Raw genomic sequence first — 20,614 nt, forward strand, 5'->3', positions numbered from 1 at the left:
AGATCGAACAAAAAGTTTCATATAAGCGGGCAATTAAACAAGCAATAGGTAGGGCAATGCGATCTGGAGTTAAAGGAGTGAAGATTCAAATATCTGGTAGACTTGGTGGAGCTGAAATTGCACGAACTGAATGGTATAGAGAAGGAAGAGTTCCTCTCCATACTCTAAAAGCTGATATTGATTATGCTGAACTGCCTGCTTTGATTAAATTCGGAAGAATTGGTGTAAAAGTTTGGGTGTATAAAGGTGATGCAAAGAAAGTTACTTTTTTTACTACTGAGAGATAATGGAGGTGGATGATTATGTTAATGCCCGAAAGAGTTAAACATAGAAAACAGCAGCGAGGTAGAATGCGAGGAAAAGCTACGCGTGGCAATTTTGTTGCATTTGGTGATTATGGAATACAAGCGATGGAACCTTCTTATATTACTTCCAGACAAATTGAAGCAACAAGACTTGTTTTGATACAGGCAGTAAGAAAAACAGGAAAGCTTTGGATAAGGATTTTTCCGGATAAACCTGTAACGAAGAAACCTGCAGAAACTAGAATGGGTAGCGGAAAAGGAGACATTGATCACTGGGTAGCTGTTGTAAAACCAGGAAGAATTCTCTTTGAGATGACAGGAATTCCCGAAGAAGAAGCCCAAAAACTTGCAAAGCAGGTTGGATTTAAACTTCCCATTAAAGTCAGACTTGTTAAGCGTGAGGAGGTTATTTAGTTATGAAAGTAGAGAAAATTAGAGATATGACTGATGTTGAAATAGAAGAGCAGTTAAAAAGTCTTCGAAGGGAGCTTTTTAATTTACGTTTTCAATTTGCTACCCATCAGCTAAATAATCCTGCACGTATAAGACTTGTGAGAAGGGATATAGCGAGACTTCTTACCATAAGAAGAGAACGAGAACTCGACAAAGAAGAGGTGTAATTATGGCTAAAAAAGAAATTACTGGAAAAGTTATTAGTACTTATCAAAAAACTGTTATCGTTCAGATAGATAGGCGTGTGTCACACCCTCTTTACATTAAAATTATAAATAGGGCATCAAAATTTTATGCACATGATGAAGATATGAAGGCAAAAGTTGGTGATGTTGTTAAGATTAGAGAAACGAAACCAGTCAGTAAATTGAAGCGATGGAGAATTGTAGAGGTTATTGACGGAGGTGAAAAATGATTAGAGATTATTCACGGCTTGTTGTTGCAGATAACAGTGGAGCAAAAGAAATTTCTTGTATAACAGTGCTACGTGTCGGGAAAAGAGGATCAGCTACTGTAGGAGATAAAATTGTTGCTTCCGTTAAAAAGGCAGCACCAAACAGTGCTACACCTAAAGGTAGCGTGGTGAGGGCGATTGTTATAAGGACAAAATATCCTTTAAAAAGAGCAGACGGAAGCATAATTAGATTTGATCAAAATGCAGCTGTAATTATTGATGAAGACGGAAACCCAAAAGGAACTAGAATTTTTGGTCCCGTAGCAAGAGAGTTAAGAAAGCAGGGATATTTAAAAATAGTTTCACTTGCCCCAGAGGTTTTGTAGGAGGAAATTATGAAAGTTGATGATAAAATAAGGCCAAAAATAGAATTAAGAAAAAGGGATATGGTTATAGTGCTGTCTGGAAAGGATAAAGGGAAAAAAGGTAAGATTATTAGAACAATTCCTGATAAAGGGAAAGTGTTTGTTGACGGTGTAAACATGCAAACAAATTTTCTTCGTCCTACACGAGATATGCCACAAGGTAAAATTACAAGGAGAGAAGCTCCTCTGTATGTAAGTAAAGTGCAGTTAGTTTGCCCTCATTGTCATGAGAAAACCCGCATTGCTCACAGAATTCTTGAAAACGGGAAAAGTGTTCGGGTATGCAAAAACTGTCATGAAGTAATTGATAAGGTCTAACGTGAGGTGGATATGGCAAAAATAAAGTCAGGAACTAAATTAGATAAAGTGCTTGAAAAACTTTTGGAAGAGAAACTTATCCCTTCTCCCTTCAAAGAGAAGTACGAGAAAGAAGTAAAGAAGAGGTTAGTGGAAAAGTTTAATTATAAAAATATGATGCAAGTACCTAAAATTGTAAAAATTTCTCTTAACAGGGGAGTAGGTGATGTTTCTCAATACCCAAAGGCGATGGAGAAAACTGTAAGTGAAATCATTTTAATTACTCGTCAGCGACCTACTGTTACCCGAGCAAAAAAATCTATTGCTTCATTTAAGATTCGTGAGGGCGTGCCTGTTGGGTGTAGGGTAACATTACGTAAAAATGCGATGTATACATTTATGGAAAAATTTGTGAATGTAGCTCTTCCAAGAATTAGAGATTTTAAAGGACTTTCACCCAATTCATTTGATGGTAGAGGAAACTATACATTTGGCATAAGAGAGCAGTTGATTTTTACTGAGATTGATTATGATGCGATTGATAGAGTCCGTGGATTTAATATTACAATTACTACAACTGCTAAAACTGACGAAGAAGCAAGAGCACTTCTTGAGTTTATGGGTTTTCCTTTTAGGGAAAGGTAGGTGTTAGCATGGCAAGAAAGGCGATGATTGAAAAAGCAAATAAAAAACCTAAGTTCAAGGTGAGAGAGCATAATAGGTGTAAAGTTTGTGGGAGACCAAGAGCTTATTATGGTAGATTTGGTCTTTGTAGACACTGTCTACGAAAATTAGCACTGGAAGGCAAGCTTCCCGGTGTCAAAAAGGCAAGTTGGTAGGAGGAGATTATGGTAAGCGATCCAATTTCTGATACATTAATAAGAATCAAAAATGCAAGTACTATGTATCACAACTCTCTACTTATTCCTTATTCAAATGTAAATAAAGGCATTTTAAATATTATGAAGAACGAGGGATACGTCGGAAATGTTAAAGAACAAGAGATTGATGGTAAAAAAATGTTACGAATTTACTTGAAATATGGGAACAAAAGGGAGAAATTTATCTTGGGTATTAAGCGGATTAGTAAACCTGGAAGGCGAATATATGTTGGTAAAGACCGGGTTCCGCGCGTGCTAGATGGTTTTGGAACAGCAGTAATTTCTACCCCGAAAGGCTTAATGACAGATAAAGAAGCTCGTAAAGAAGGACATGGCGGAGAAGTTATCTGTTTCATCTGGTAGGAGGTGTATAAATGTCTAGAATCGGGAAAAAACCAATTATTATTCCTAAAGAGGTAAAGACAACAATAGACGAAGATAATTTTGTAACTATTAAAGGACCTAAAGGTGAGTTAAAAAGAAGTTTTCATCCTGAAATAAAAATTATTTTAGAAAAGGATATAGTCACTGTCGAGAGACCTTCGGAGAGACCTTTTTATAGAGCTCTTCATGGTACTACCCGTGCACTAATAAACAATATGGTTATAGGCGTCACAAACGGTTACTCAAAACAGTTGCAACTTAACGAAAAAACATACAAAGGAGAAGTGCAGGGTAAAAAAGTTACATTTAATTTAGGATTTTCTCACCCAATCATTCTGGATATTCCGGAAGATATCGATGTCGTAATAGAGAAGCGCGTCATTACTGTCTCTGGAATTAATAAAGAATCTGTTGGAGCTTTTGCTCAAAAGATTCGTCATTTAAGAAAAGTGGACCCATATAAAGCAAAAGGCATTATATATGTTGGTGAGAAAATTATACGAAAAGCAGGGAAAGCAATTGCTGCTGGAGCTAAGTAGGGAGAGTGTGATATGATTAAATTGAAGAATAAAAAAGAGTTAAGAGATATAAGACATAAGCGGGTAAGGAAAAATCTCTCAGGTACTTCTGAAAGACCAAGACTTGCTGTTTTTATTAGTCTTAAAAATATTTATGTTCAGATTATAGATGATACAAAAGGAATTACTCTTTTAGCTGCTTCTACGAAAGAAAAAGAAATAGTAGATAAATTTGGAGGAAAGAAGAATATAGAAGCTGCAAAAGCTGTAGGGGCTCTTATTGGGAGAAAAGCGCTAGAGAAAGGAATAAAAGAAGTTGCTTTTGATAGAGGTGGTTTTGCATATCATGGAAGAGTCAAGGCACTTGCTGAAAGCGCAAGAGAAGCCGGATTAAACTTTTAGGAGGTAGAAGTGTATAGAAGAAGAGGCAGAGTAGAGGAACATAAAGAATTTGAGGAAGGCGTTCTCCAGATAGATAGAGTAACGAAAGTCGTTAAAGGTGGGAAGATTTTAAAATTCAGGGTAATTATGGTAATAGGCGACAAAAAAGGAAGAGTTGGTATCGGTATTGGTAAAGCCAGAGAAATACCGTCAGCGATTAAAAAAGGTATCGCTGATGCAAAAAGAAATCTCGTTACTGTGCCTATTAAAAACAACACGATACCCATGAGAATTACATCAAAATCTGGAGCAGGGTATGTATTTCTTGCACCAGCAGTTAAAGGTACCGGCATTGTAGCTGGAAGAGTGGTGAAAGAAGTTGCAGAAAAGGCAGGAATAGAAGATCTTCTTTCGAAAACTTTTGGAACAGCTAACCCGTTAAATGTAGCTAACGCAATGCTCGTAGCGTTCAGAGATATGGGTACAATAATTCACAGAAAAGAAATGATGAAGAGAGAAATAGCGGGAGGTAAAAATGAGAATACAGAATTTTAAACCAAAAGCTAACTCAACGAGAAAAAAGCGTATTGTAGGAAGAGGAGATGGATCTGGAAGAGGCACTTATTCGACGCGAGGTTGTAAGGGCGCCAAAGCTCGTTCTGGAGGAACCAAAAAGAAAGGTTTTGAAGGAGGGCAGACGCCTCTCTATCGAAGACTTCCTAAACTGAAAGGTTTCAAATCGTTAAATAGAATGGAATACGTTGAAGTAAATGTTGAAAAACTTGAGAAATTTTCTGGTGACGCAAATGAAATAAACTTAAATGAACTATTTAATGCAAGAATTAAAGTGCTTGGCAGGGGAGATATAGATAAAGCACTTATTGTAAAAGCATCCAAGTTTTCAAAGACGGCAAAAGAGAAAATTGAAAAGATTCAAGGAAAAGTTGAGGTAGTCTGATATGTGGGAAACAATAAAAAGAGCCTTTAGGCTTAAAGAGCTGAGGAAAAGAATTTGGATTACACTTTTTCTTTTTATTCTTTTCAGACTAGGAACATATATTCCGGTTCCTGGAGTTGACCGCGCTGCTATCCAAGCTTTAGTGCAAAAAGGCGGTTTTCTTGCTTTACTTGATTTATTTTCCGGCGGTGGTTTTGGAAATTTTTCTATTTTTGCTTTGAGTGTTTTTCCTTATATTAATGCATCTATTATACTTCAACTCCTTACTGCTGTTATTCCTGCTCTTGAACGACTTGCAAAAGAAGGCGAAGCAGGACAGAAGAAAATGGCACGTTATACAAGACAACTCACTCTTTTTCTTGCTACACTTCAAGCATTCTCTGTTCTTGTTATGTTTCAAAACTACCTCGTAAGCACAAGCATTTTGTTAAAAATCGTTATTATCTCGAGTCTTGTTGCGGGTTCTTATATTGTTTTGTGGCTTGGAGAAATAATGACAGATAAAGGTATAGGTAACGGTGTATCTTTAATTATATTTGCAGGGATTGTAAGCAGACTACCTGTGGGAGTTGTTGAGATGGGGAAGTTATACTCTGCACATTCTTTAAGCATTGGATCAATAATAGGAGAAATTCTTGGTATGCTTATTCTGATAGTAGTTGTAATATTTGCCTATCAGGCTGAGCGAAGGATTCCTGTGCAATATGCCAAGAGAATCGTAGGAAGAAAAGTGTATGGCGGACAATCTACATATATTCCACTGCGTCTTGTACAAGCAGGCGTGCTTCCTATTATTTTTGCTGTATCTGTTATGATGTTTCCTCAAACACTTGGTCAATTTTGGCCTACGTCTTGGTTTACACTTCATATAGCAACTCCTTTTTTTGGAAACCCTTCAGGTTTTAGGTATAACTTAATTTATTTTTGCCTGATTGTTTTCTTCACTTATTTCTATACATCTCTTACGTACGATCCGATAAAGCTTGGAGACGATTTGCAAAAATATGGTGGATTTATCCCGGGTATTCGTCCTGGTGAGCGAACTGCTAAGTATATTGCAGGAGTACTGAATAAAATTGTTTTGCCTACTTCCATTTTTCTTGGGCTTGTCGCAATAGTTCCTAATTTAATTTTTAGAAATATGGCAGTCTCAGCTTTTGTTTTTGGAGGAACTTCGGTACTCATTATTATTGGTGTTTCACTAGAAACAATGAGAGAAATTGAGGCATATCTTCTTATGAGACACTACAAAGGTTTTTTGAAATAATGATGAAAACGCATTTTATTTTCTTTGGTCCTCCAGGGTCAGGAAAGGGGACTCAAGGGCAGTTTTTGAGTAAAGATCTTGGAATACCTTTTATTTCTTCTGGTGATGCATTACGCGAAGAGATAAACAAAAAAAGTGAAATAGTCGAGAAAATGTATTCTTTTATAAAGAACGGCGAACTTGTTCCAGACATTGTTGTAGAGAAATTTATGAGCAAAATATTAGATCAACAGACTCTTGATAAAGGTTTTATTTTAGATGGTTTTCCTCGTACTATTCATCAGGCTGAGTTTTTAAATATTTATCTTAGCAAGATTAATGTGAATCTTGATGCAGTGATTTGTTTCTTAATGTCCAAAGAAGAAATTATCAAAAGGATAAGCGGAAGAAGAACTTGCGAGCATTGTAACACCGTTTATAATATCTATTTCAATTCCCTTAAAGATGATGCAAAATGCGAGAGATGCGGTGGGAATCTTATGCAAAGAGAGGATGATAAGAAAGAAGTAGTGTTTAGAAGGATAGAGGTTTATGAAGAAAAAACCGAACCTTTGATTGCTTATTATAAAAATAGAGGATTACTTATCGAAGTGAATGCTCTGGGAACAGTAGAAGATGTGTCAAAGCGCATAAAAGAGGTGTTGAGTGATAGAATTTAAGACTCCAGAAGAGATTGAAAAAATAAAAAAATCTGGTAGAATACTCCAGCAAACACTTGCTTTACTGAGAGAGAATGTGCGTGCAGAGATTACTACAAGCGAGCTGAGCAGCTTGGCTGAAGAATTTATTATTTCTGCTGGCGCCATACCTGCAATTAAAGGATATGGAGGCTTCCCTGCTGCTGTTTGTATTTCTGTTAATGATGAAGTAGTGCATGGAATTCCAGGCACAAGAAAATTAAAAAAAGGAGATTTAGTTTCTTTTGATTCAGCAGTGCTTCTTGATGGTTGGTATGCTGATTCAGCTATTACAGTAGTTGTGGAAAAAGAAAAGAGCGATGAAGACAAAAAATTAATTGAAATAACGAAGAAAGCATTGTATATAGGAATTGCACAGGCAAGAATTGGCAACAAAGTTAACGATATATCGCTAGCAGTTCAGCAGTATGTTGAGAATAATAATTTTTCTGTTGTGAGAGATTATACAGGACATGGAATTGGGAAGCATTTGCATGAAGATCCTAGTGTGCCGAATTTTGTTATCAGAAATAACGGGATAGAATTGAGAGAAGGTTTGTGTATTGCAATAGAACCTATGGTTTGTAAAGGAGGCTTTGAGGTGTGCACAGGAAAAGATGGATGGACTGTCAAGACTGCCGATCATTCTAATGCAGCTCATTTTGAACATACTATTGTTGTAACTAAAAATGGACCAGAAATTCTTACATTATGAGTAGAGGAGATAAGCGTGAATAAAAAGCAAGTAATAGGAACCGAAGGGGTGGTTGTTGAAACTCTACCTGGTACCAGGTTTAAAGTAAAGCTTGCTAATGGTAAAATAGTGCTTGCCCACATTAGTGGCAAGATGAGGCTTCATTTTATTAGAATATTGCCAGGAGACAGAGTAAGACTTGAGTTCACACCTTACGATCTTTCTTCTGCAAGAATTGTTTACAGATTGTAGGAAAGGAGTATAAAAAGATGAAAATAAGAGCATCAGTGAAAAAAATGTGTCCAAAATGTAAAGTTGTTAAGAGAAAGGGTAAAATAGCGGTGATATGTGAGAATCCAAAGCATAAACAACGGCAAAAATAGGAGGCTGGACTGTGGCAAGAATTAGTGGCGTTGATTTACCAAAAGATAAAAGAATTGATATTGCGCTTTTCCATATATATGGTGTAGGAAAGCACAACGCGAAAGATGTTTTATTAAAAGCAAAAGTTCCTTTGAAGAAAGTAAAAGATCTCACTTCAGAGGAAATTACAGCAATTGAAAGAGTTATTAAAACTAACTATATGGTTGAAGGAGATCTAAGAAAACTGGTTGCTACTAATATTAAAAAGCTGATGGAAATTAATTGTTACAGAGGAATGAGACATAAAAGAGGTTTGCCTGTAAGAGGGCAGCGTACCCGTACTAATGCAAGAACCCGGAAAGGGACTAAAAAGACTATTGGATCAAAAAGAAAAGGAGCCTAATTTAAGGAGGAGTAATGAAAAAGAAAATTAGAAAAGGTGCTAAAAAAAGAGCGCGTAAAATTACGGGTAAAGCGAAAGTATGTATATATTCTACATTTAACAATACAATTGTTACTATAACTGACCTACAAGGCAATGTTGCAACATGGGCATCTTCAGGATCTGCTGGTTTTAAGGGGAGCAAAAAAGGAACTCCATTTGCTGCTCAGCTAACTGCACAAAAAGCGGCAGAAAGAGCTATTGACCTGGGAGCAAAAACAGTATCTGTTTATGTAAAAGGCGGTGGTTCTGGGAGAGAAGTTGCTATACGTGCACTTCAATCTGCAGGACTTGAAATTGAAGAAATTAAGGATATTACTCCAATTCCCCATAATGGTTGTAGACCAAGAAAGTTAAGAAGAGTATAAGGAGGCGGTAAAGTGGCAAGATATATAGATTCTGTTTGCAGGAAATGCAGAGCACAAGGGAAAAAACTTTTTCTTAAAGGAGAAAGGTGTTATACAAAAAAATGCGCATTAGAGAAAGGCAGAGGTATCCCTGGACAAAAACAAGTCACCATGCGTTTTAGGAAACCCTCTGATTATAAAATTCATTTGCAGGAAAAGCAACGTGTAAGAAATATGTACGGCGTCCTGGAGAAACAATTTAGAAAATATTTCGAAAAAGCTACACGACAAAAAGAAATTCCTACTGGTGATAAACTTATGGAAACTCTTGAGAGGAGATTGGACAACGTAGTATTCCGGATGGGTTTTGCTCCCAACAGAAGATCAGCAAGACAATTAGTTCTCCATGGACATGTTAGAGTAAATGGAAAAAAAGTTAATATTCCATCTTTTATAGTAAAATTACAAGATGTAGTGGAAATCAAAGAAAGCAGCAGGCAAATACTATTAATAAAAGATTCTATTGAAGCTGACGTCCAAGTTCCAGTATGGTTGGAAGTAAATAAAGAATCTTATAAAGGAACAGTTGTATCTATCCCCAATATTCCAGAACTTGGCTTGGGTGTAAACCCAGTTCTTATTGTAGAACTTTATTCTAAATAAGGAGCGATCTGATATGTGGAATCTTGATAATATAAAATTTGCAAGAGAAGAGGAAAAAGAGCATTATGGAAAATATAGTTTTGGTCCTTTAGAAAGTGGCTATGGGCTTACGCTTGGCACTGCCCTAAGAAGGATTCTTCTCTCTTCAATAGAGGGTGTAGCACCTGTTGGTATTGCCATAGATGGTGTAGTTCATGAGTTTTCTACTGTTGAGGGTGTTGTAGAAGATGTTGAGGAAATAATATTGAACGTCAAAAAACTTATAGTTTCTCTTGAGGGGATAGATGATGCAGTTCTTACCTTTGATGAAAAAGGCGAGAAAGATGTAAAAGCATCCGACCTTAAGAGTAGTAGCGAAGTGACTATTCTTAATCCTAATTTACACATTGCAACAATTTCTTCGTCAAGAAATTACTTTAAAGGAGTTATCTATGTAAGGAGAGGTAAGGGATATGGATTAGAAGAAGAAATTGTCGAAGAGAGTGATTTTCCTGAAACAGTAATACCCATTGATGCTTATTTTTCTCCTGTGCTTAAAGTTAGTTTTCATGTTGAGCCAATGCGATTTGAAGAATCAGTTAATTTTGATAAACTTATTATAGGTATTTCAACAAAAGGGAATAAAACACCACTTGATTCACTAAAAGAGGCTGTAAAAATTCTCATAAATTATTCGGAAAGGTTTAATTTCATTCTTTCCGGCAATGAAATGGAAAAAGATGATGTTATGGAATCTGTAGGGAAAATTAGCATTAAGGATCTTAAATTATCGGAACGTGCTTTTAACGTGCTGGCGAAAAATGAGATTTTAACAGTCGGCAAATTGTTGAAGTATACAAAAGACGAGCTTATGAAACTTGATAAATTTGGGGTAAAATCGTTCGAAAGTGTAGAAGCTTCTCTCAAAAAACTGAACGTGAAGTTAAAAGAATAAGGAGGTTATTGCTATGTATCATCAGATAAAGCAAAGAAAATTAAGGATGTATAGTAGCTATAGAAAAAGTGTGCTAAGAAATCTTTCGACTTCTTTGATACTTTCAGGAAGAATAAAAACTACTGAAGCTAAAGCAAAAGAAGTAAGAAAAATTGTTGAAAAATTTATTACAATGGCTAAAAATGATAATCTTAATACGCGAAGAAAAGCTTATGGTTTTCTTTTTAAAAAAGAAGCTGTCCAGAAACTTTTTGAGATGGCGAACAAAGAGTATGCAGATAGAAATGGTGGCTACACAAGGGTTTTTAAAGCGGAGCAGAGAAGAGGAGACGGAGCACAAGTTGCTATATTGGAACTCGTTAAGGAATGATCCATTTCAAAGATGTATCTTTTACCTACAAGGAAGGAAAGTGGGCGGTTAGGCATATAAATTTTACTGTAAATAAGGGTGAGTTTGTCTCCATTATAGGAGGCAACGGCTCAGGCAAATCGACAATAGCCCGTTTATCAGACGGGCTATTGTTGCCTCAAGAAGGAAGTGTTTTTGTAGACGAGATGGATTCTCGTGCAAAAAAAAACGAGTTCTTTATAAAAGAAAAAGTTGGAATTGTGTTTCAAAATCCTGATAATCAGTTTGTTGGAACCACTGTCGAAGAAGATATTGCGTTTGGATTAGAAAATATTGGAGTCGAAAGAGTAGAGGCAAAAGCAAGGATAGAACAGATTTCATCATTACTCGGCATAGATAAATATCTTCATGGTTCTCCTTCTTATCTTTCAGGTGGAGAAAAGCAAAAAGTTGCTATTGCAAGTGTTCTGGTAATGCAGCCTGACTATCTTGTTATGGATGAAATCACTGCTCTTCTGGACCCCGTGAGTAGAAAAGAGGTACTTAATCTTGTTCATTCGATAGTAGAAAATAAAAATATAGGCATACTATATATTACTCATATTACGGAAGAAGTGATAAAGAGCGATAAGGTTTTGGTGCTTCATAAAGGAGAAAAGATAAAAGAAGGAGCACCAGCGGTTATTTTGCAGGACATGAAACTTTTGAATTCTGCAGGAGTTGCTTCACTTCCTTCAGTAATTATATCAGAAGAGATTAGAAAACATGGCATTATTAACGCTTCTTTTGTAAATGAGGAAGATCTTGTAGATTCATTATGCTCAAGTTAAAAAATGTTTCTGTGATATATGATCCAAACACAATTTTTATGAGCAATGCTCTTGTCAACATTTCTTTGGTGATTAAAAAAAATGAATCAGTAGGCATTATTGGTCGCATAGGCTCCGGTAAATCGACGCTTATACAACTTTTTAACGGATTAATTAAGCCGGATAATGGTACAGTGTTGTTAGACAATGAGGATATAAATAGTAAGCAGGTTGATATTAGGAAAGTAAGAAAGAAAGTAGGAATTGTTTTTCAATATCCCGAAGAGCAGTTTTTTGCAGAAACTGTATTTGCGGAGGTTGCGTTTGGACCTAAAAATATGGGAATGCGTGAAATTGAATTAAAGGATGCTGTGTTTTCTGCTCTTAAAGATATGGGATTTTCTTCGGAGAAGATAGTGCAGCGTTCACCATTTTCTTTAAGTGGCGGTGAAAAGAGAAGAGTAGCCATAGCAAGTATAATAGCAATGAATCCTGATATACTTGTTTTGGATGAACCTATGGCTGGAATGGATTTTAATGGAAAAGAAAAACTCATTAAATATATCAAAAATGAAATAAAGAATGGTAGGACGGTTGTTTTCGTTACGCATAATATGGAAGAACTGTTAGAAATTGCTGATAGAGTTATTGCTTTGGATAATGGCAAGAAAGTATTTGATGGCAGAGTTAGAGATTTTTTTTCCGATGAAAAGCTTATTGAGAGAATCGGGATTGATATTCCTTCAGTTGTGAGGATACGTAATAAATTGAAAAAATATTACCCTGACATTCCATTTTGCAGAACTCCACTGGAGATTGCTTCGTATCTTAAAAAGAGGGATAGACATTGAGAAAAAGAAGTTTTTTTGGACAATATAATTTTTCTGACTCTTTGTTATGTAAATTAGATCCACGTGTTAAAATTGTGCTCTTGTTTTCTATTACAGTATTCCTCTTTTTTGTGAAGACTATTTCGGGCTATATGCTTCTTTTGCTATTTGCTATTTTCCTTATCTTACTTGCAAAGTCAAAAATTTCTGAGGTGTTTCGCTCTTTAGCGCCTATTCTCTTTCTCCTTTTGTTTACGGTGCTTTTCCAGTTATTTTTTACTCCTGGGAAAGTAGTTTACTCTTTTTTCTTTTTGAAGGTTACAAGTGAAGGCATATACCTTGCTACTTATATTGCAATGAGGCTTATACTGCTTTCGTTTTTTACTTTTGTGCTTACTGCAACTACTTCTAATATTGAACTTACTGATGGTTTTGAAGCAGTGATCTCTCCGCTTAAGATGGTACGGTTTCCTACAGAGGAAGTTGCTTTAATGATTTCTATTGCTATGCGTTTTGTGCCTGTGCTTTTTGAAGAGGCTACTAGAATTATGAAAGCGCAAACATCACGAGGGGTATTATTTAATAAAGGCAGCTTAATACAACGCGCAAGGAGCTTTTTGCCATTATTGCTTCCTTTGTTGCTCAATGCATTTAATAGGGCTGACCAATTGGCAATTGCGATGGAAGCAAGAGGATTTGTAGTGGGGAAAGTGCGTACCAAATATCGTGAAATGTGGATTAAGAAAATTGATTTATTTTTTATTTTTCTATTTATATTAATTATGGCTGCTTCTATTATGGTAAAAAGAATATGAAAAACTATATTTTGAGAATGGAATATATTGGAAGGAATTTTTACGGGTTCCAAAAGCAAAGAGATCTACCCACTGTTCAAGGCAGCACGGAAGAAGCTTTAACAAGGATCCTTAGAGTACCCATAAGCGTGAATGGTGCTTCAAGAACTGACAGAGGAGTAAATGCATTGAATCAGTATGTTAATTTTTATTTTGATGGAGAAATTGATCTGATCAAACTCAAGAAAAAGCTTAACTCTTTGCTTGCACAAAAAGGCATAATAATAAAACAGGTACAAGAAGTCGATATGAAGTTTCATTCGAGAAAATCAGCAAAGGGAAAGGTGTATGCTTATATTCTTTCTAGTTGTCGTGAGAGAGATTTTTTCCTTTCGCCGTATGTATATTTTAACCACAGTGAGTTAAATAAAGACCTTCTTGCTCTGGCGATTAAAGGATTAAAAGGAAAACATGATTTTTCTATTTTTGCAAATAAAAATAGGTCAATTCCACGCAGAAATAATATTTGTGAGTTGCTCGAAATTGGTTTTATAGAAAAAAATAGTCTACTTGTTTTTTATTTTTTTGGTAACCGATTTCTATATCACATGGTGCGTAGAATGGCGTACTATTTGATAAAAGCAGGAGAAGGTGCTATAAAAAAGGATTATCTGAAAGATCCATTTAATGTAAGTGACATTCCGTACACAAGACAAGTACTTTCCCCAGAACCGCTTTTTTTAGTAAATGTTGTCTACAATTCATTGACTAAATTTTAAAATATGCTATCATTTTTTACAGTTACTGCGCATTATAGGAGGAGTAATAACTATGGAAAGGATTACGAAATTTGTTAACTCAAGGGATGTAAATAAAAAGTGGTATTTAATCGACGCAAAAGGGCAGGCTGTTGGTAGAGTTGCTGTTGAAGCGGCAAAAATTTTGAGAGGTAAAAATAAACCTACTTTTACCTCGAATATTAATATGGGAGATAATGTCATTGTGATTAATGCTGCTAAAGTAAAGGTAACGGGAAGAAAACTTGCTAATAAGCTTTATTATAGACATGCTACGAATTATGTCGGCAACTTAAAAAGGTTTACGCTGGGAAATATATTAGGTGACAAACCTCAATTTACTATAGAACATGCTGTGCGGTTGATGCTCCCTAAAAATAAACTTGGAAGAAAAATGCTTAAGGGCCTAAGAGTGTATAGAGATGACAAGTATCCTCAAGAAATAAAGGTTACAAAAGCTGAAGAAGCTATTAAAGCTCCAGAGGTTAAAGAAACCGAAGAAGTTAAAGAGGCTTCAAAAACTGTCAAAGCAGAGGAAGCCATCAAAGCTTCGAAAGTTAAAGAAGCCCCAAAAACTGTAAAGGTTAAAAAAACTGTAAAGGCTCCGAAGATGGAAGAAGCTGCGAAGACTAAAGAAACTAAAAAAGTGGGAAAAGCTAAAGAAGTTAAAAAAGTTGCAAAAGTCAAAGAGACTACAAAAACTGTGAAAACTAAAAAAATAGAAAAAGCTAAAGAAGTTAAAAAAGTTAAATTAAATAAGGAGGAGTAAGTGGAAAAAGAAATATATGCTGCGACTGGGAGAAGGAAAACAGCTGTTGCAAGAGTTAGACTTATTCCTGGATCTGGTGAAGCAAAAATAAATGGAAAACCAGCTGGAGAATATTTTTCTGTAAAAGCGATTATGAATTCTATGTTTTTGCCTCTTAAAGCAACGGATACGGAGGGGAAGTTTGATATCCTTGTGAACGTTGTAGGTGGTGGATTTAGTAGCCAGGCCGATGCAGTAAAACATGGCATAGCAAGAGCTCTTTTACTATTTGATGAAACATTAAGGGCTACCTTAAAAAAAGAAGGGTTTTTGACCAGGGACGCAAGGAAAAAAGAAAGAAAGAAATACGGGTTACATCGCGCAAGAAAAGCGCGTCAGTATCGCAAACGTTAGTTTTGTTTTTAATATGAACTTGTGAGGTAAGGCGTATGCCTTACCTCTTTTGCTTTTATAGTGTTTTACAAATTAAGATGTAGGTATTGCATGAAAACCTTTTTTCCTTTTAAAAGATTATTTTGTGGCTCCCGGTGTTTAATCGGGAGCCATTGCATTTATTATCCCCCTGGATAAATAATCGTTATGCTTTTTGTAGTTTTGTCCCAGGTAACTTCCGCTCCTAATGCTTCTGCTATAAAGCGAAGTGGCACCATTGTACGATCTTTTACAATGAGTGGAGGTGAATCCAATAAAACTTTTATACCATTAATCGAAGCGTAAGGTATACCGATCTGAACGATAATTTTTTTCTCACCCATGTTAATAAATACAAGCCTGAAAACAGAGTTCCATTCTACCTTGGCACCAAATGCCTCTGAAATGAATCTTAATGGAACTAATGTTCTGTCCTTTATGATAATGGGTGGAGAATCGAGTTTGATGGTTTTTCCATTAATCACTGCCACACTATTCCCTATTTGAAGCATAATATTTGTTTTTGGGATGAAATTGACGGGAATGGATACTTTTGTCACATTACCAGCAAGGTCTGTTGCAGTAATATTAATGCTGGTTAGTCCTTCATTTGTGAGCATGAGTGCATAAGAAAATGTGTATTCAGCAGTAAGTTGCACTGGTTGATCATTTATTTTTACTGTAGCATCTTGTTCCGTAGTTCCTTTGACTATTACAGTTTGTGTGTGAATTTCCTGAAATGCGTAAGGTTCTGTAACCTGTAATTTGGGAGAGGTAGTATCGAGTGAGAGGCGCAATTTCACTGTTGTTTTGTTGCCAGCAATATCTTCTGCAATAATTGTGAACGTTGTTTCTCCACTGATTTTGTCACTATAGCTAAAATTCCCATTTGCATCAACCGAAACAGCTTTGTTGTTTATTGTGACAGTTGCACTGCTTTCGGTTTTACCTGTTATTGTGCACTCTTTTGTGTTTAGTATGCTGCCATCCTGTGGAGAGAGACTGGTAATTTCTGGTGGTGTTATATCAACTTTAAACTGCTTTGACTGTGTCTGTTCGGCGTTTCCCTGATGGTCTACTGCGTAGAAGTAAAGTGTATGTGAGCCCTCTATCACCAATACAGGTACACCACTATAGACAATTGGGTTACCTGAATCAAAGTAGTAATATATTGTTGGATTTGTATCTACAGGACTTGTTGCAGCAAGGGTAACCTTTGGAGTTGTTATATAATATCCATTCTGACCATCCGGGTTTTGAGGAGTAACAGAGAATGTGGTCGTTGGAAGTATAACAATATTAAATATATCCGAGTAGATTTGAGTTGTTTCTTTAGAAGTATAAACTGACAGTTTATAATCACTCTGACTTCCTGGGTTTTTAATGTTTGCTGCTTTATCAATAACCACCACTACATTTGCATTAGGAGAAATGTCGATTGAAGGAGTAATATCAATTCTTTGTCCTGACTTTGTTACGCTTATTGTGTTGTAGTTATTTACCTTTACATATTGTTTTGAAATTGAATATGGAAGTACAAAACCTGCGGGGAAAACAATGCTAATTTTGTCAGAGTTTTTTGTGAGTGCTCCGCCTGAGCCTGTCTGGAACGTAACAGTAACGCCTATAATCTCGTTTACCGAGTATCCTGTAAGCTGCACAATTGGTTTTGTAATCGTTGATTCAACGATTTGAAGGTTTGCAGATGCCGGGACAATGTCCTTTGTTGTTAAGATAGAGAATGTATACGTATCTGAAGAAGATGAGTTTTTAATATTTGCATTTTGGGAGATAACAATTGGTATGTTGCTTGAGGAGTTTTCAATGTTTACAGGTGTTGTTATAGTAAGTTTATTACTTGAAACTGAAATATTTGTTGTGCAAGGAGTACCATTAACTGTTACATAGCTTTTTGAAATAGAGGAAGGCACTGTGAACTCTGTTGGAAACTGAATATAAATTTTATCAGAGGCACTTTTTGACAAAGCGCCAGTTGAAGAGGTTCTGAAATTAAAAGTATATGCTGCAGTAGAGTTTTGAGTAGTTGGGTCAGCAGAAACAGTGAAATTGGACACGGATGTTCCTACAATTGCGTAGCTATTTGATGCAGCAGGAGTGGTATCTTTATTTGTGGAGAGTAGAAGTGTGTATGTGCCAATAGTTGGATTTTTAATACCATAACTCTCTGGAATAAGAATATTACAGGATGAGCTATTCCCGATACTTAAACCAGATGGGATGTATACTGTAAGTGTTGTGCCACTTACAGTTCTGTAAGCGCATGGGTATCCGTTGATTGTGATGCGGCTTGTGCTTCCGCTTGCTACTGTCGTTCCCTGAGGAAATTCTATTTTGATATAATCGTTTGTACTAAGTGCGCCAGAGGAGCCCGTAACAAACCAGATCGAGTATGTTGCTGTTGTATAAGCTGAATTTGGACTTGCGGAAATTGTGAGGTTTGTAATATTGCTTCCTATAATCGTATAAACATTAGAGGTGGCATAGTAAGGTTCTTTACTCGTTGACAATTGAACTGTGTAATCTTCTCCGGGCGTAACAGGGTTTTTTATGCAAAAGTTACTGCTTATCGTTATAGTATGCATGTAGTTTGCATTGAGCGTAATTGGAGTTCTAACATCAAGTCTTGTATTACTTATTTTACTTACATAAACACAACTGTGTCCGTTAATATTAATATATGAGGGTTGAACTGTGGAGGGAAGGGTAGTGCCTGAGGGAAATTCTATGTAAATATGATCATTTGTTACGAGTGTAGTATTTGGAACAAATGAAATTGTGTAAGCTGCATAGCTTCCCGCATAGAGAGGATTTGGGGCGACTGTAAGGTTCCTTATGGCTGACTGAATATATAGAGAATGATTTATGCCGGTTGTTTCTTTCGAGGTAGAGATGCTGATTGAGTAATACTGTCCACCTGTGGAAGGGTTTCTTATATTGGCAGATGTGTATATGCAGATTGTAACACTGTATACATCAACATTTACTGAAGGATGGATGTCTACTGTTGTGCTGCTTACTGCTACGCTAGATGATTCAGATCCATTTATCGTTATACTGCTTGCATTAATAGAGGTTGGGACTGTAAAAGCAGAAGGAAAAACAATACGAACATAATCACTCGTTGCAGTTAACGGCTGCGTAGTTGTTATCTGAGCCGTATATGCTGCAATTGCCCCGGGGGTGTCAGGAGTTGCTGTGATACTATCTACTGTTAAAGCGTAGGCATTTGTGTTTACAAAAGATAAAGCACAAATCAGCATGACAAGCAACAAAACTAATGCTTTTTTCATAAAAACCTCCTTACCAAAAATTAGAGTTTTCTGAGGATTAATTATCTTTCATTAACTCTTTTACTTTCAATATGGAGGAGAATTCTCCCTCCTCCATATATAATATCCAAAATTTCAAAAAAAGTTACACTTCTATATATTAGACACTTAACTAACAAAAAAGTTCCGTATTTTTGAAAGAATTTTTGAACTTTTAAAGAAATAATCATTTTGTGCCAGATACCGAGGGATCATTTAGCTGGATTTCTTTTGGTTTTAACCGTAGTTTTTATTGCAACGGTGACTCCTTTTATTATATCACCTAAAGACATACTGGGGGCTTCTTTATGAAGCGTTTGCTCAGGTATGAATGGGACATGGATAAACCCTCCCCATATATTTGGATATTTTTTATCTATGAGGTAGAGTAGGCCATACATAAGGTGATTACATACAAATGTCCCTGCCGTGTTTGAGATGGACGCTGGTATCTTGTTTTTTGTCATTTCTTTGACAATTGTTTTAATGGGAAGACGAGAAAAATATGCGTTTTTCCCATCTTTAAATATCTTATTATCTACTGGTTTGTTTCCTTCGTTATCTTTTATTGTTGCATCGTCTATATTTATTGCAACTCTCTCAACTGTAATTTTTGATCTTCCTCCAGCTTGTCCTACGCAGATAACAATATCTGGTTTTTCTTTTTTAATTTCTTTTTCAAGTTTTTCTATAGCTTTTTTGAATACTGTAGGAATTTTTGTTTTTACTATTTGTGCGCCGTTAATTTTGTTATCTAATTTTTTTACTGCTTCAAGTGCGGGGTTTATTGTTTCTTTGTCAAATGGTTCAAATCCTGTTACTAAGATTTTCATATTTGTTGTGTTCCCCCTGTTATTACTTGACTAATTTGCTGGTAATTCCTGTTTTCTTTCCCACACTTTGGACAAATTTTCATTTTTGCCTCCTTCTGCTAAAATTATAGTCAATAAAACAGAAATAAGAAACGAAAAGAGGAAACAAAAATAAAAGGCAGAAATAAAAACTGTAAGAGAGAGCAAAAAGAAAAAAACAGCAAAAGAGGATGAAACTGCAAAGAGAATAAGGGAGCAAATAGAAGAAAAGATGTAAATTAAGAAAAAAAGAACAAAAAAACAAAAAGAAAAAACTAACCATTAATTGGAGGAGAATATTAAATGAATAAACAAAATAAACAAATACGTGTTCGTTATGCCCCAAGCCCTACGGGCCATATACATATAGGCAATGCAAGATCGGCTCTATTCAATTATCTATTCGCACGACACAATAACGGTGTATTAGTTATGAGATTAGACGATACAGATAGAAAACGTTCAACCGATGAAGCAATAAAAACTATGCTTAATGATATCCAGTGGCTTGGCATAGACTGGGATGAAGGATATCTCAAGGGAGGAGACTATGGTCCCTACAGGCAAACTGAAAGAATGGATCTCTACAACCATTACATCGATATCCTTCTTAGCGAAGAAAAAGCATATGAGCTGTACTACACAGAAGAAGAAATACACCACATAAGAGACAGTTATGAAAAAGAAGGTAAAAAGTTCAGCTATAGAGAGTTAAAACAAAAAGAAACAGAACAGCTAAGAAATGCTTTTAAAAACAAAAACCTTAAACCCGCAATAGTTTTTAAAGTAGAAAAAGATGAAGAGATAATAGTCAATGATTTGGTACGTGGCAATGTAACCTTTAACTCCAATGAGTTTAAAGACTTTGTCATACGAAGAGAGAACGGCATCCCCGTATATAACTACGCTACGGTTATTGATGACGCTCTAATGAAAATCACTCACATTATAAGAGCCGAAGAACATCTCTCTAATACCCCCAAACAACTATTCATCTTTAATGCACTGAATTTTCCTCCGCCTCAATTTGCTCATATCTCCCTTATATTAGCACCCGATAGAACAAAACTCAGCAAAAGGCACGGTGCTACTTCAGTAGGTCAGTACAGAGAGATGGGCTTCCTTCCCGAAGCTCTCTTTAACTACCTTGCTCTTCTCGGATGGTCTTCTAAAGACGACAGAGAGTTCTTTACAAAAGAAGAACTCATCAACCTATTTACTCTTGAAAGTGTTAACAAAGCACCTGCTATATTTGATATTGATAAACTCAAATGGATGAACCATCATTATAT

Annotated in this window: 32 protein-coding genes; 30 read left to right on the top strand and 2 right to left on the bottom strand. The window is 35.9% G+C overall.

Features of this window, described 5'->3' with window-relative positions:
• The 29 genes from rpsC to rpsI form a co-directional block, all read left to right on the top strand.
• Positions 1 to 287: 30S ribosomal protein S3 (gene rpsC / locus U9Q18_06595; GenBank protein MEA3314026.1), on the top strand; the 287-nt coding region annotated here is incomplete at its 5' end.
• Between the two features lie 15 nt (positions 288 to 302).
• Positions 303 to 719: a 50S ribosomal protein L16 gene (gene rplP, locus U9Q18_06600; protein MEA3314027.1), complete on the top strand. Its 417-nt coding sequence runs from the start codon at positions 303 to 305 to the stop codon at positions 717 to 719.
• 2 nt (positions 720 to 721) lie between these two features.
• Positions 722 to 925 (top strand): 50S ribosomal protein L29, encoded by a 204-nt coding sequence (gene rpmC / locus U9Q18_06605; protein MEA3314028.1) that lies wholly within the window; start codon positions 722 to 724, stop codon positions 923 to 925.
• Positions 926 to 927: 2 nt separating this feature from the next.
• Positions 928 to 1,173: a 30S ribosomal protein S17 gene (gene rpsQ / locus U9Q18_06610; protein MEA3314029.1), complete on the top strand. Its 246-nt coding sequence runs from the start codon at positions 928 to 930 to the stop codon at positions 1,171 to 1,173.
• The gene (gene rplN / locus U9Q18_06615; protein MEA3314030.1) at positions 1,170 to 1,538 is read left to right on the top strand and encodes a 50S ribosomal protein L14; all 369 of its coding nucleotides are present in this window, start codon (positions 1,170 to 1,172) and stop codon (positions 1,536 to 1,538) included. The genes rpsQ and rplN overlap by 4 nt, the downstream gene beginning before the upstream one ends.
• A gap of 39 nt (positions 1,539 to 1,577) precedes the next feature.
• Positions 1,578 to 1,895 carry a 50S ribosomal protein L24 gene (rplX, locus tag U9Q18_06620; protein MEA3314031.1) on the top strand — a complete coding sequence of 106 codons (318 nt, stop codon included), beginning with the start codon at positions 1,578 to 1,580 and terminating at the stop codon, positions 1,893 to 1,895.
• A gap of 78 nt (positions 1,896 to 1,973) precedes the next feature.
• Positions 1,974 to 2,519 (top strand): 50S ribosomal protein L5, encoded by a 546-nt coding sequence (gene rplE / locus U9Q18_06625; GenBank protein ID MEA3314032.1) that lies wholly within the window; start codon positions 1,974 to 1,976, stop codon positions 2,517 to 2,519.
• An 8-nt stretch (positions 2,520 to 2,527) separates the two neighbouring features.
• Positions 2,528 to 2,713 (top strand): type Z 30S ribosomal protein S14, encoded by a 186-nt coding sequence (locus tag U9Q18_06630; protein MEA3314033.1) that lies wholly within the window; start codon positions 2,528 to 2,530, stop codon positions 2,711 to 2,713.
• A 6-nt stretch (positions 2,714 to 2,719) separates the two neighbouring features.
• A complete protein-coding gene (rpsH, locus tag U9Q18_06635) occupies positions 2,720 to 3,118 on the top strand; it encodes a 30S ribosomal protein S8 (protein ID MEA3314034.1) in 399 nt (132 codons plus the stop codon).
• A gap of 11 nt (positions 3,119 to 3,129) precedes the next feature.
• Positions 3,130 to 3,678 carry a 50S ribosomal protein L6 gene (gene rplF, locus U9Q18_06640; GenBank protein ID MEA3314035.1) on the top strand — a complete coding sequence of 183 codons (549 nt, stop codon included), beginning with the start codon at positions 3,130 to 3,132 and terminating at the stop codon, positions 3,676 to 3,678.
• 12 nt (positions 3,679 to 3,690) lie between these two features.
• Positions 3,691 to 4,059, top strand: coding sequence for a 50S ribosomal protein L18 (rplR, locus tag U9Q18_06645; GenBank protein MEA3314036.1), 369 nt, complete (start codon positions 3,691 to 3,693; stop codon positions 4,057 to 4,059).
• A 9-nt stretch (positions 4,060 to 4,068) separates the two neighbouring features.
• Positions 4,069 to 4,593 (top strand): 30S ribosomal protein S5, encoded by a 525-nt coding sequence (locus U9Q18_06650; protein MEA3314037.1) that lies wholly within the window; start codon positions 4,069 to 4,071, stop codon positions 4,591 to 4,593.
• Positions 4,574 to 4,996 (top strand): 50S ribosomal protein L15, encoded by a 423-nt coding sequence (gene rplO / locus U9Q18_06655; protein ID MEA3314038.1) that lies wholly within the window; start codon positions 4,574 to 4,576, stop codon positions 4,994 to 4,996. Before U9Q18_06650 ends, rplO begins: the two co-directional genes overlap by 20 nt.
• A 1-nt stretch (position 4,997) precedes the next feature.
• The gene (gene secY / locus U9Q18_06660; GenBank protein MEA3314039.1) at positions 4,998 to 6,263 is read left to right on the top strand and encodes a preprotein translocase subunit SecY; all 1,266 of its coding nucleotides are present in this window, start codon (positions 4,998 to 5,000) and stop codon (positions 6,261 to 6,263) included.
• Positions 6,264 to 6,265: 2 nt separating this feature from the next.
• On the top strand, positions 6,266 to 6,922 hold the full coding sequence (locus U9Q18_06665) for an adenylate kinase (GenBank protein ID MEA3314040.1): 657 nt from the start codon (positions 6,266 to 6,268) through the stop codon (positions 6,920 to 6,922).
• Entirely contained in the window at positions 6,909 to 7,655 is a 747-nt protein-coding gene (gene map, locus U9Q18_06670; GenBank protein ID MEA3314041.1) for a type I methionyl aminopeptidase, read from the top strand. The genes U9Q18_06665 and map overlap by 14 nt, the downstream gene beginning before the upstream one ends.
• Positions 7,656 to 7,670: 15 nt before the next feature.
• Positions 7,671 to 7,886 carry a translation initiation factor IF-1 gene (gene infA / locus U9Q18_06675; GenBank protein ID MEA3314042.1) on the top strand — a complete coding sequence of 72 codons (216 nt, stop codon included), beginning with the start codon at positions 7,671 to 7,673 and terminating at the stop codon, positions 7,884 to 7,886.
• Positions 7,887 to 7,903: 17 nt separating this feature from the next.
• Positions 7,904 to 8,017, top strand: a complete 114-nt coding sequence (gene rpmJ, locus U9Q18_06680) for a 50S ribosomal protein L36 (GenBank protein ID MEA3314043.1) — start codon at positions 7,904 to 7,906, stop codon at positions 8,015 to 8,017.
• 11 nt (positions 8,018 to 8,028) lie between these two features.
• Complete coding sequence (gene rpsM, locus U9Q18_06685) at positions 8,029 to 8,400, top strand: 30S ribosomal protein S13 (GenBank protein ID MEA3314044.1); 372 nt, start codon at positions 8,029 to 8,031, stop codon at positions 8,398 to 8,400.
• A 14-nt stretch (positions 8,401 to 8,414) separates the two neighbouring features.
• Positions 8,415 to 8,807: a 30S ribosomal protein S11 gene (gene rpsK, locus U9Q18_06690; protein ID MEA3314045.1), complete on the top strand. Its 393-nt coding sequence runs from the start codon at positions 8,415 to 8,417 to the stop codon at positions 8,805 to 8,807.
• A gap of 12 nt (positions 8,808 to 8,819) precedes the next feature.
• On the top strand, positions 8,820 to 9,449 hold the full coding sequence (rpsD, locus tag U9Q18_06695; protein MEA3314046.1) for a 30S ribosomal protein S4: 630 nt from the start codon (positions 8,820 to 8,822) through the stop codon (positions 9,447 to 9,449).
• 13 nt (positions 9,450 to 9,462) lie between these two features.
• Positions 9,463 to 10,383 carry a DNA-directed RNA polymerase subunit alpha gene (locus tag U9Q18_06700; protein ID MEA3314047.1) on the top strand — a complete coding sequence of 307 codons (921 nt, stop codon included), beginning with the start codon at positions 9,463 to 9,465 and terminating at the stop codon, positions 10,381 to 10,383.
• A 46-nt stretch (positions 10,384 to 10,429) separates the two neighbouring features.
• A complete protein-coding gene (rplQ, locus tag U9Q18_06705) occupies positions 10,430 to 10,753 on the top strand; it encodes a 50S ribosomal protein L17 (GenBank protein ID MEA3314048.1) in 324 nt (107 codons plus the stop codon).
• Entirely contained in the window at positions 10,750 to 11,562 is an 813-nt protein-coding gene (locus U9Q18_06710) for an ATP-binding cassette domain-containing protein (protein ID MEA3314049.1), read from the top strand. The genes rplQ and U9Q18_06710 overlap by 4 nt, the downstream gene beginning before the upstream one ends.
• Positions 11,550 to 12,392: an ATP-binding cassette domain-containing protein gene (locus tag U9Q18_06715; GenBank protein ID MEA3314050.1), complete on the top strand. Its 843-nt coding sequence runs from the start codon at positions 11,550 to 11,552 to the stop codon at positions 12,390 to 12,392. The genes U9Q18_06710 and U9Q18_06715 overlap by 13 nt, the downstream gene beginning before the upstream one ends.
• Before the next feature lie 41 nt (positions 12,393 to 12,433).
• A complete protein-coding gene (locus tag U9Q18_06720) occupies positions 12,434 to 13,186 on the top strand; it encodes an energy-coupling factor transporter transmembrane component T (GenBank protein ID MEA3314051.1) in 753 nt (250 codons plus the stop codon).
• Positions 13,183 to 13,944 carry a tRNA pseudouridine(38-40) synthase TruA gene (gene truA / locus U9Q18_06725; protein MEA3314052.1) on the top strand — a complete coding sequence of 254 codons (762 nt, stop codon included), beginning with the start codon at positions 13,183 to 13,185 and terminating at the stop codon, positions 13,942 to 13,944. The genes U9Q18_06720 and truA overlap by 4 nt, the downstream gene beginning before the upstream one ends.
• A 52-nt stretch (positions 13,945 to 13,996) precedes the next feature.
• Complete coding sequence (gene rplM, locus U9Q18_06730; GenBank protein ID MEA3314053.1) at positions 13,997 to 14,731, top strand: 50S ribosomal protein L13; 735 nt, start codon at positions 13,997 to 13,999, stop codon at positions 14,729 to 14,731.
• Positions 14,732 to 15,124: a 30S ribosomal protein S9 gene (rpsI, locus tag U9Q18_06735; GenBank protein MEA3314054.1), complete on the top strand. Its 393-nt coding sequence runs from the start codon at positions 14,732 to 14,734 to the stop codon at positions 15,122 to 15,124.
• 161 nt (positions 15,125 to 15,285) lie between these two features.
• Here rpsI and U9Q18_06740 read toward each other — a convergent pair whose 3' ends face one another.
• Together U9Q18_06740 and pcp are read right to left on the bottom strand one after the other, a co-directional pair.
• Complete coding sequence (locus U9Q18_06740) at positions 15,286 to 18,453, bottom strand: stalk domain-containing protein (GenBank protein ID MEA3314055.1); 3,168 nt, start codon at positions 18,451 to 18,453, stop codon at positions 15,286 to 15,288.
• A gap of 230 nt (positions 18,454 to 18,683) precedes the next feature.
• Positions 18,684 to 19,304, bottom strand: coding sequence for a pyroglutamyl-peptidase I (gene pcp / locus U9Q18_06745; protein ID MEA3314056.1), 621 nt, complete (start codon positions 19,302 to 19,304; stop codon positions 18,684 to 18,686).
• A gap of 321 nt (positions 19,305 to 19,625) precedes the next feature.
• On the opposite strand from pcp, the gene gltX reads away from it, so the two are divergent.
• Positions 19,626 to 20,614, top strand: a 989-nt coding sequence (gene gltX / locus U9Q18_06750) for a glutamate--tRNA ligase (GenBank protein ID MEA3314057.1), incomplete at its 3' end; no start/stop codon positions are given.

This window comes from Caldisericota bacterium (assembly GCA_034717215.1).
Classification (GTDB): domain Bacteria; phylum Caldisericota; class Caldisericia; order Caldisericales; family Caldisericaceae; genus UBA646.

Bases quoted from the DNA above. Each gene is read 5' to 3' on its own strand.
- rplP (MEA3314027.1), top strand. From the start codon at position 303: ATGTTAATGCCCGAAAGAGTTAAACATAGAAAACAGCAGCGAGGTAGA.
- rpmC (MEA3314028.1), top strand. From the start codon at position 722: ATGAAAGTAGAGAAAATTAGAGATATGACTGATGTTGAAATAGAAGAG.
- rpsQ (MEA3314029.1), top strand. From the start codon at position 928: ATGGCTAAAAAAGAAATTACTGGAAAAGTTATTAGTACTTATCAAAAA.
- rplN (MEA3314030.1), top strand. From the start codon at position 1,170: ATGATTAGAGATTATTCACGGCTTGTTGTTGCAGATAACAGTGGAGCA.
- U9Q18_06630 (MEA3314033.1), top strand. From the start codon at position 2,528: ATGGCAAGAAAGGCGATGATTGAAAAAGCAAATAAAAAACCTAAGTTC.
- rplF (MEA3314035.1), top strand. From the start codon at position 3,130: ATGTCTAGAATCGGGAAAAAACCAATTATTATTCCTAAAGAGGTAAAG.
- rplR (MEA3314036.1), top strand. From the start codon at position 3,691: ATGATTAAATTGAAGAATAAAAAAGAGTTAAGAGATATAAGACATAAG.
- rplO (MEA3314038.1), top strand. From the start codon at position 4,574: ATGAGAATACAGAATTTTAAACCAAAAGCTAACTCAACGAGAAAAAAG.
- secY (MEA3314039.1), top strand. From the start codon at position 4,998: ATGTGGGAAACAATAAAAAGAGCCTTTAGGCTTAAAGAGCTGAGGAAA.
- U9Q18_06665 (MEA3314040.1), top strand. From the start codon at position 6,266: ATGAAAACGCATTTTATTTTCTTTGGTCCTCCAGGGTCAGGAAAGGGG.
- rpmJ (MEA3314043.1), top strand. From the start codon at position 7,904: ATGAAAATAAGAGCATCAGTGAAAAAAATGTGTCCAAAATGTAAAGTT.
- rpsK (MEA3314045.1), top strand. From the start codon at position 8,415: ATGAAAAAGAAAATTAGAAAAGGTGCTAAAAAAAGAGCGCGTAAAATT.
- U9Q18_06700 (MEA3314047.1), top strand. From the start codon at position 9,463: ATGTGGAATCTTGATAATATAAAATTTGCAAGAGAAGAGGAAAAAGAG.
- rplQ (MEA3314048.1), top strand. From the start codon at position 10,430: ATGTATAGTAGCTATAGAAAAAGTGTGCTAAGAAATCTTTCGACTTCT.
- U9Q18_06710 (MEA3314049.1), top strand. From the start codon at position 10,750: ATGATCCATTTCAAAGATGTATCTTTTACCTACAAGGAAGGAAAGTGG.
- U9Q18_06715 (MEA3314050.1), top strand. From the start codon at position 11,550: ATGCTCAAGTTAAAAAATGTTTCTGTGATATATGATCCAAACACAATT.
- truA (MEA3314052.1), top strand. From the start codon at position 13,183: ATGAAAAACTATATTTTGAGAATGGAATATATTGGAAGGAATTTTTAC.
- rplM (MEA3314053.1), top strand. From the start codon at position 13,997: ATGGAAAGGATTACGAAATTTGTTAACTCAAGGGATGTAAATAAAAAG.
- U9Q18_06740 (MEA3314055.1), bottom strand. From the start codon at position 18,453: ATGAAAAAAGCATTAGTTTTGTTGCTTGTCATGCTGATTTGTGCTTTA.
- pcp (MEA3314056.1), bottom strand. From the start codon at position 19,304: ATGAAAATCTTAGTAACAGGATTTGAACCATTTGACAAAGAAACAATA.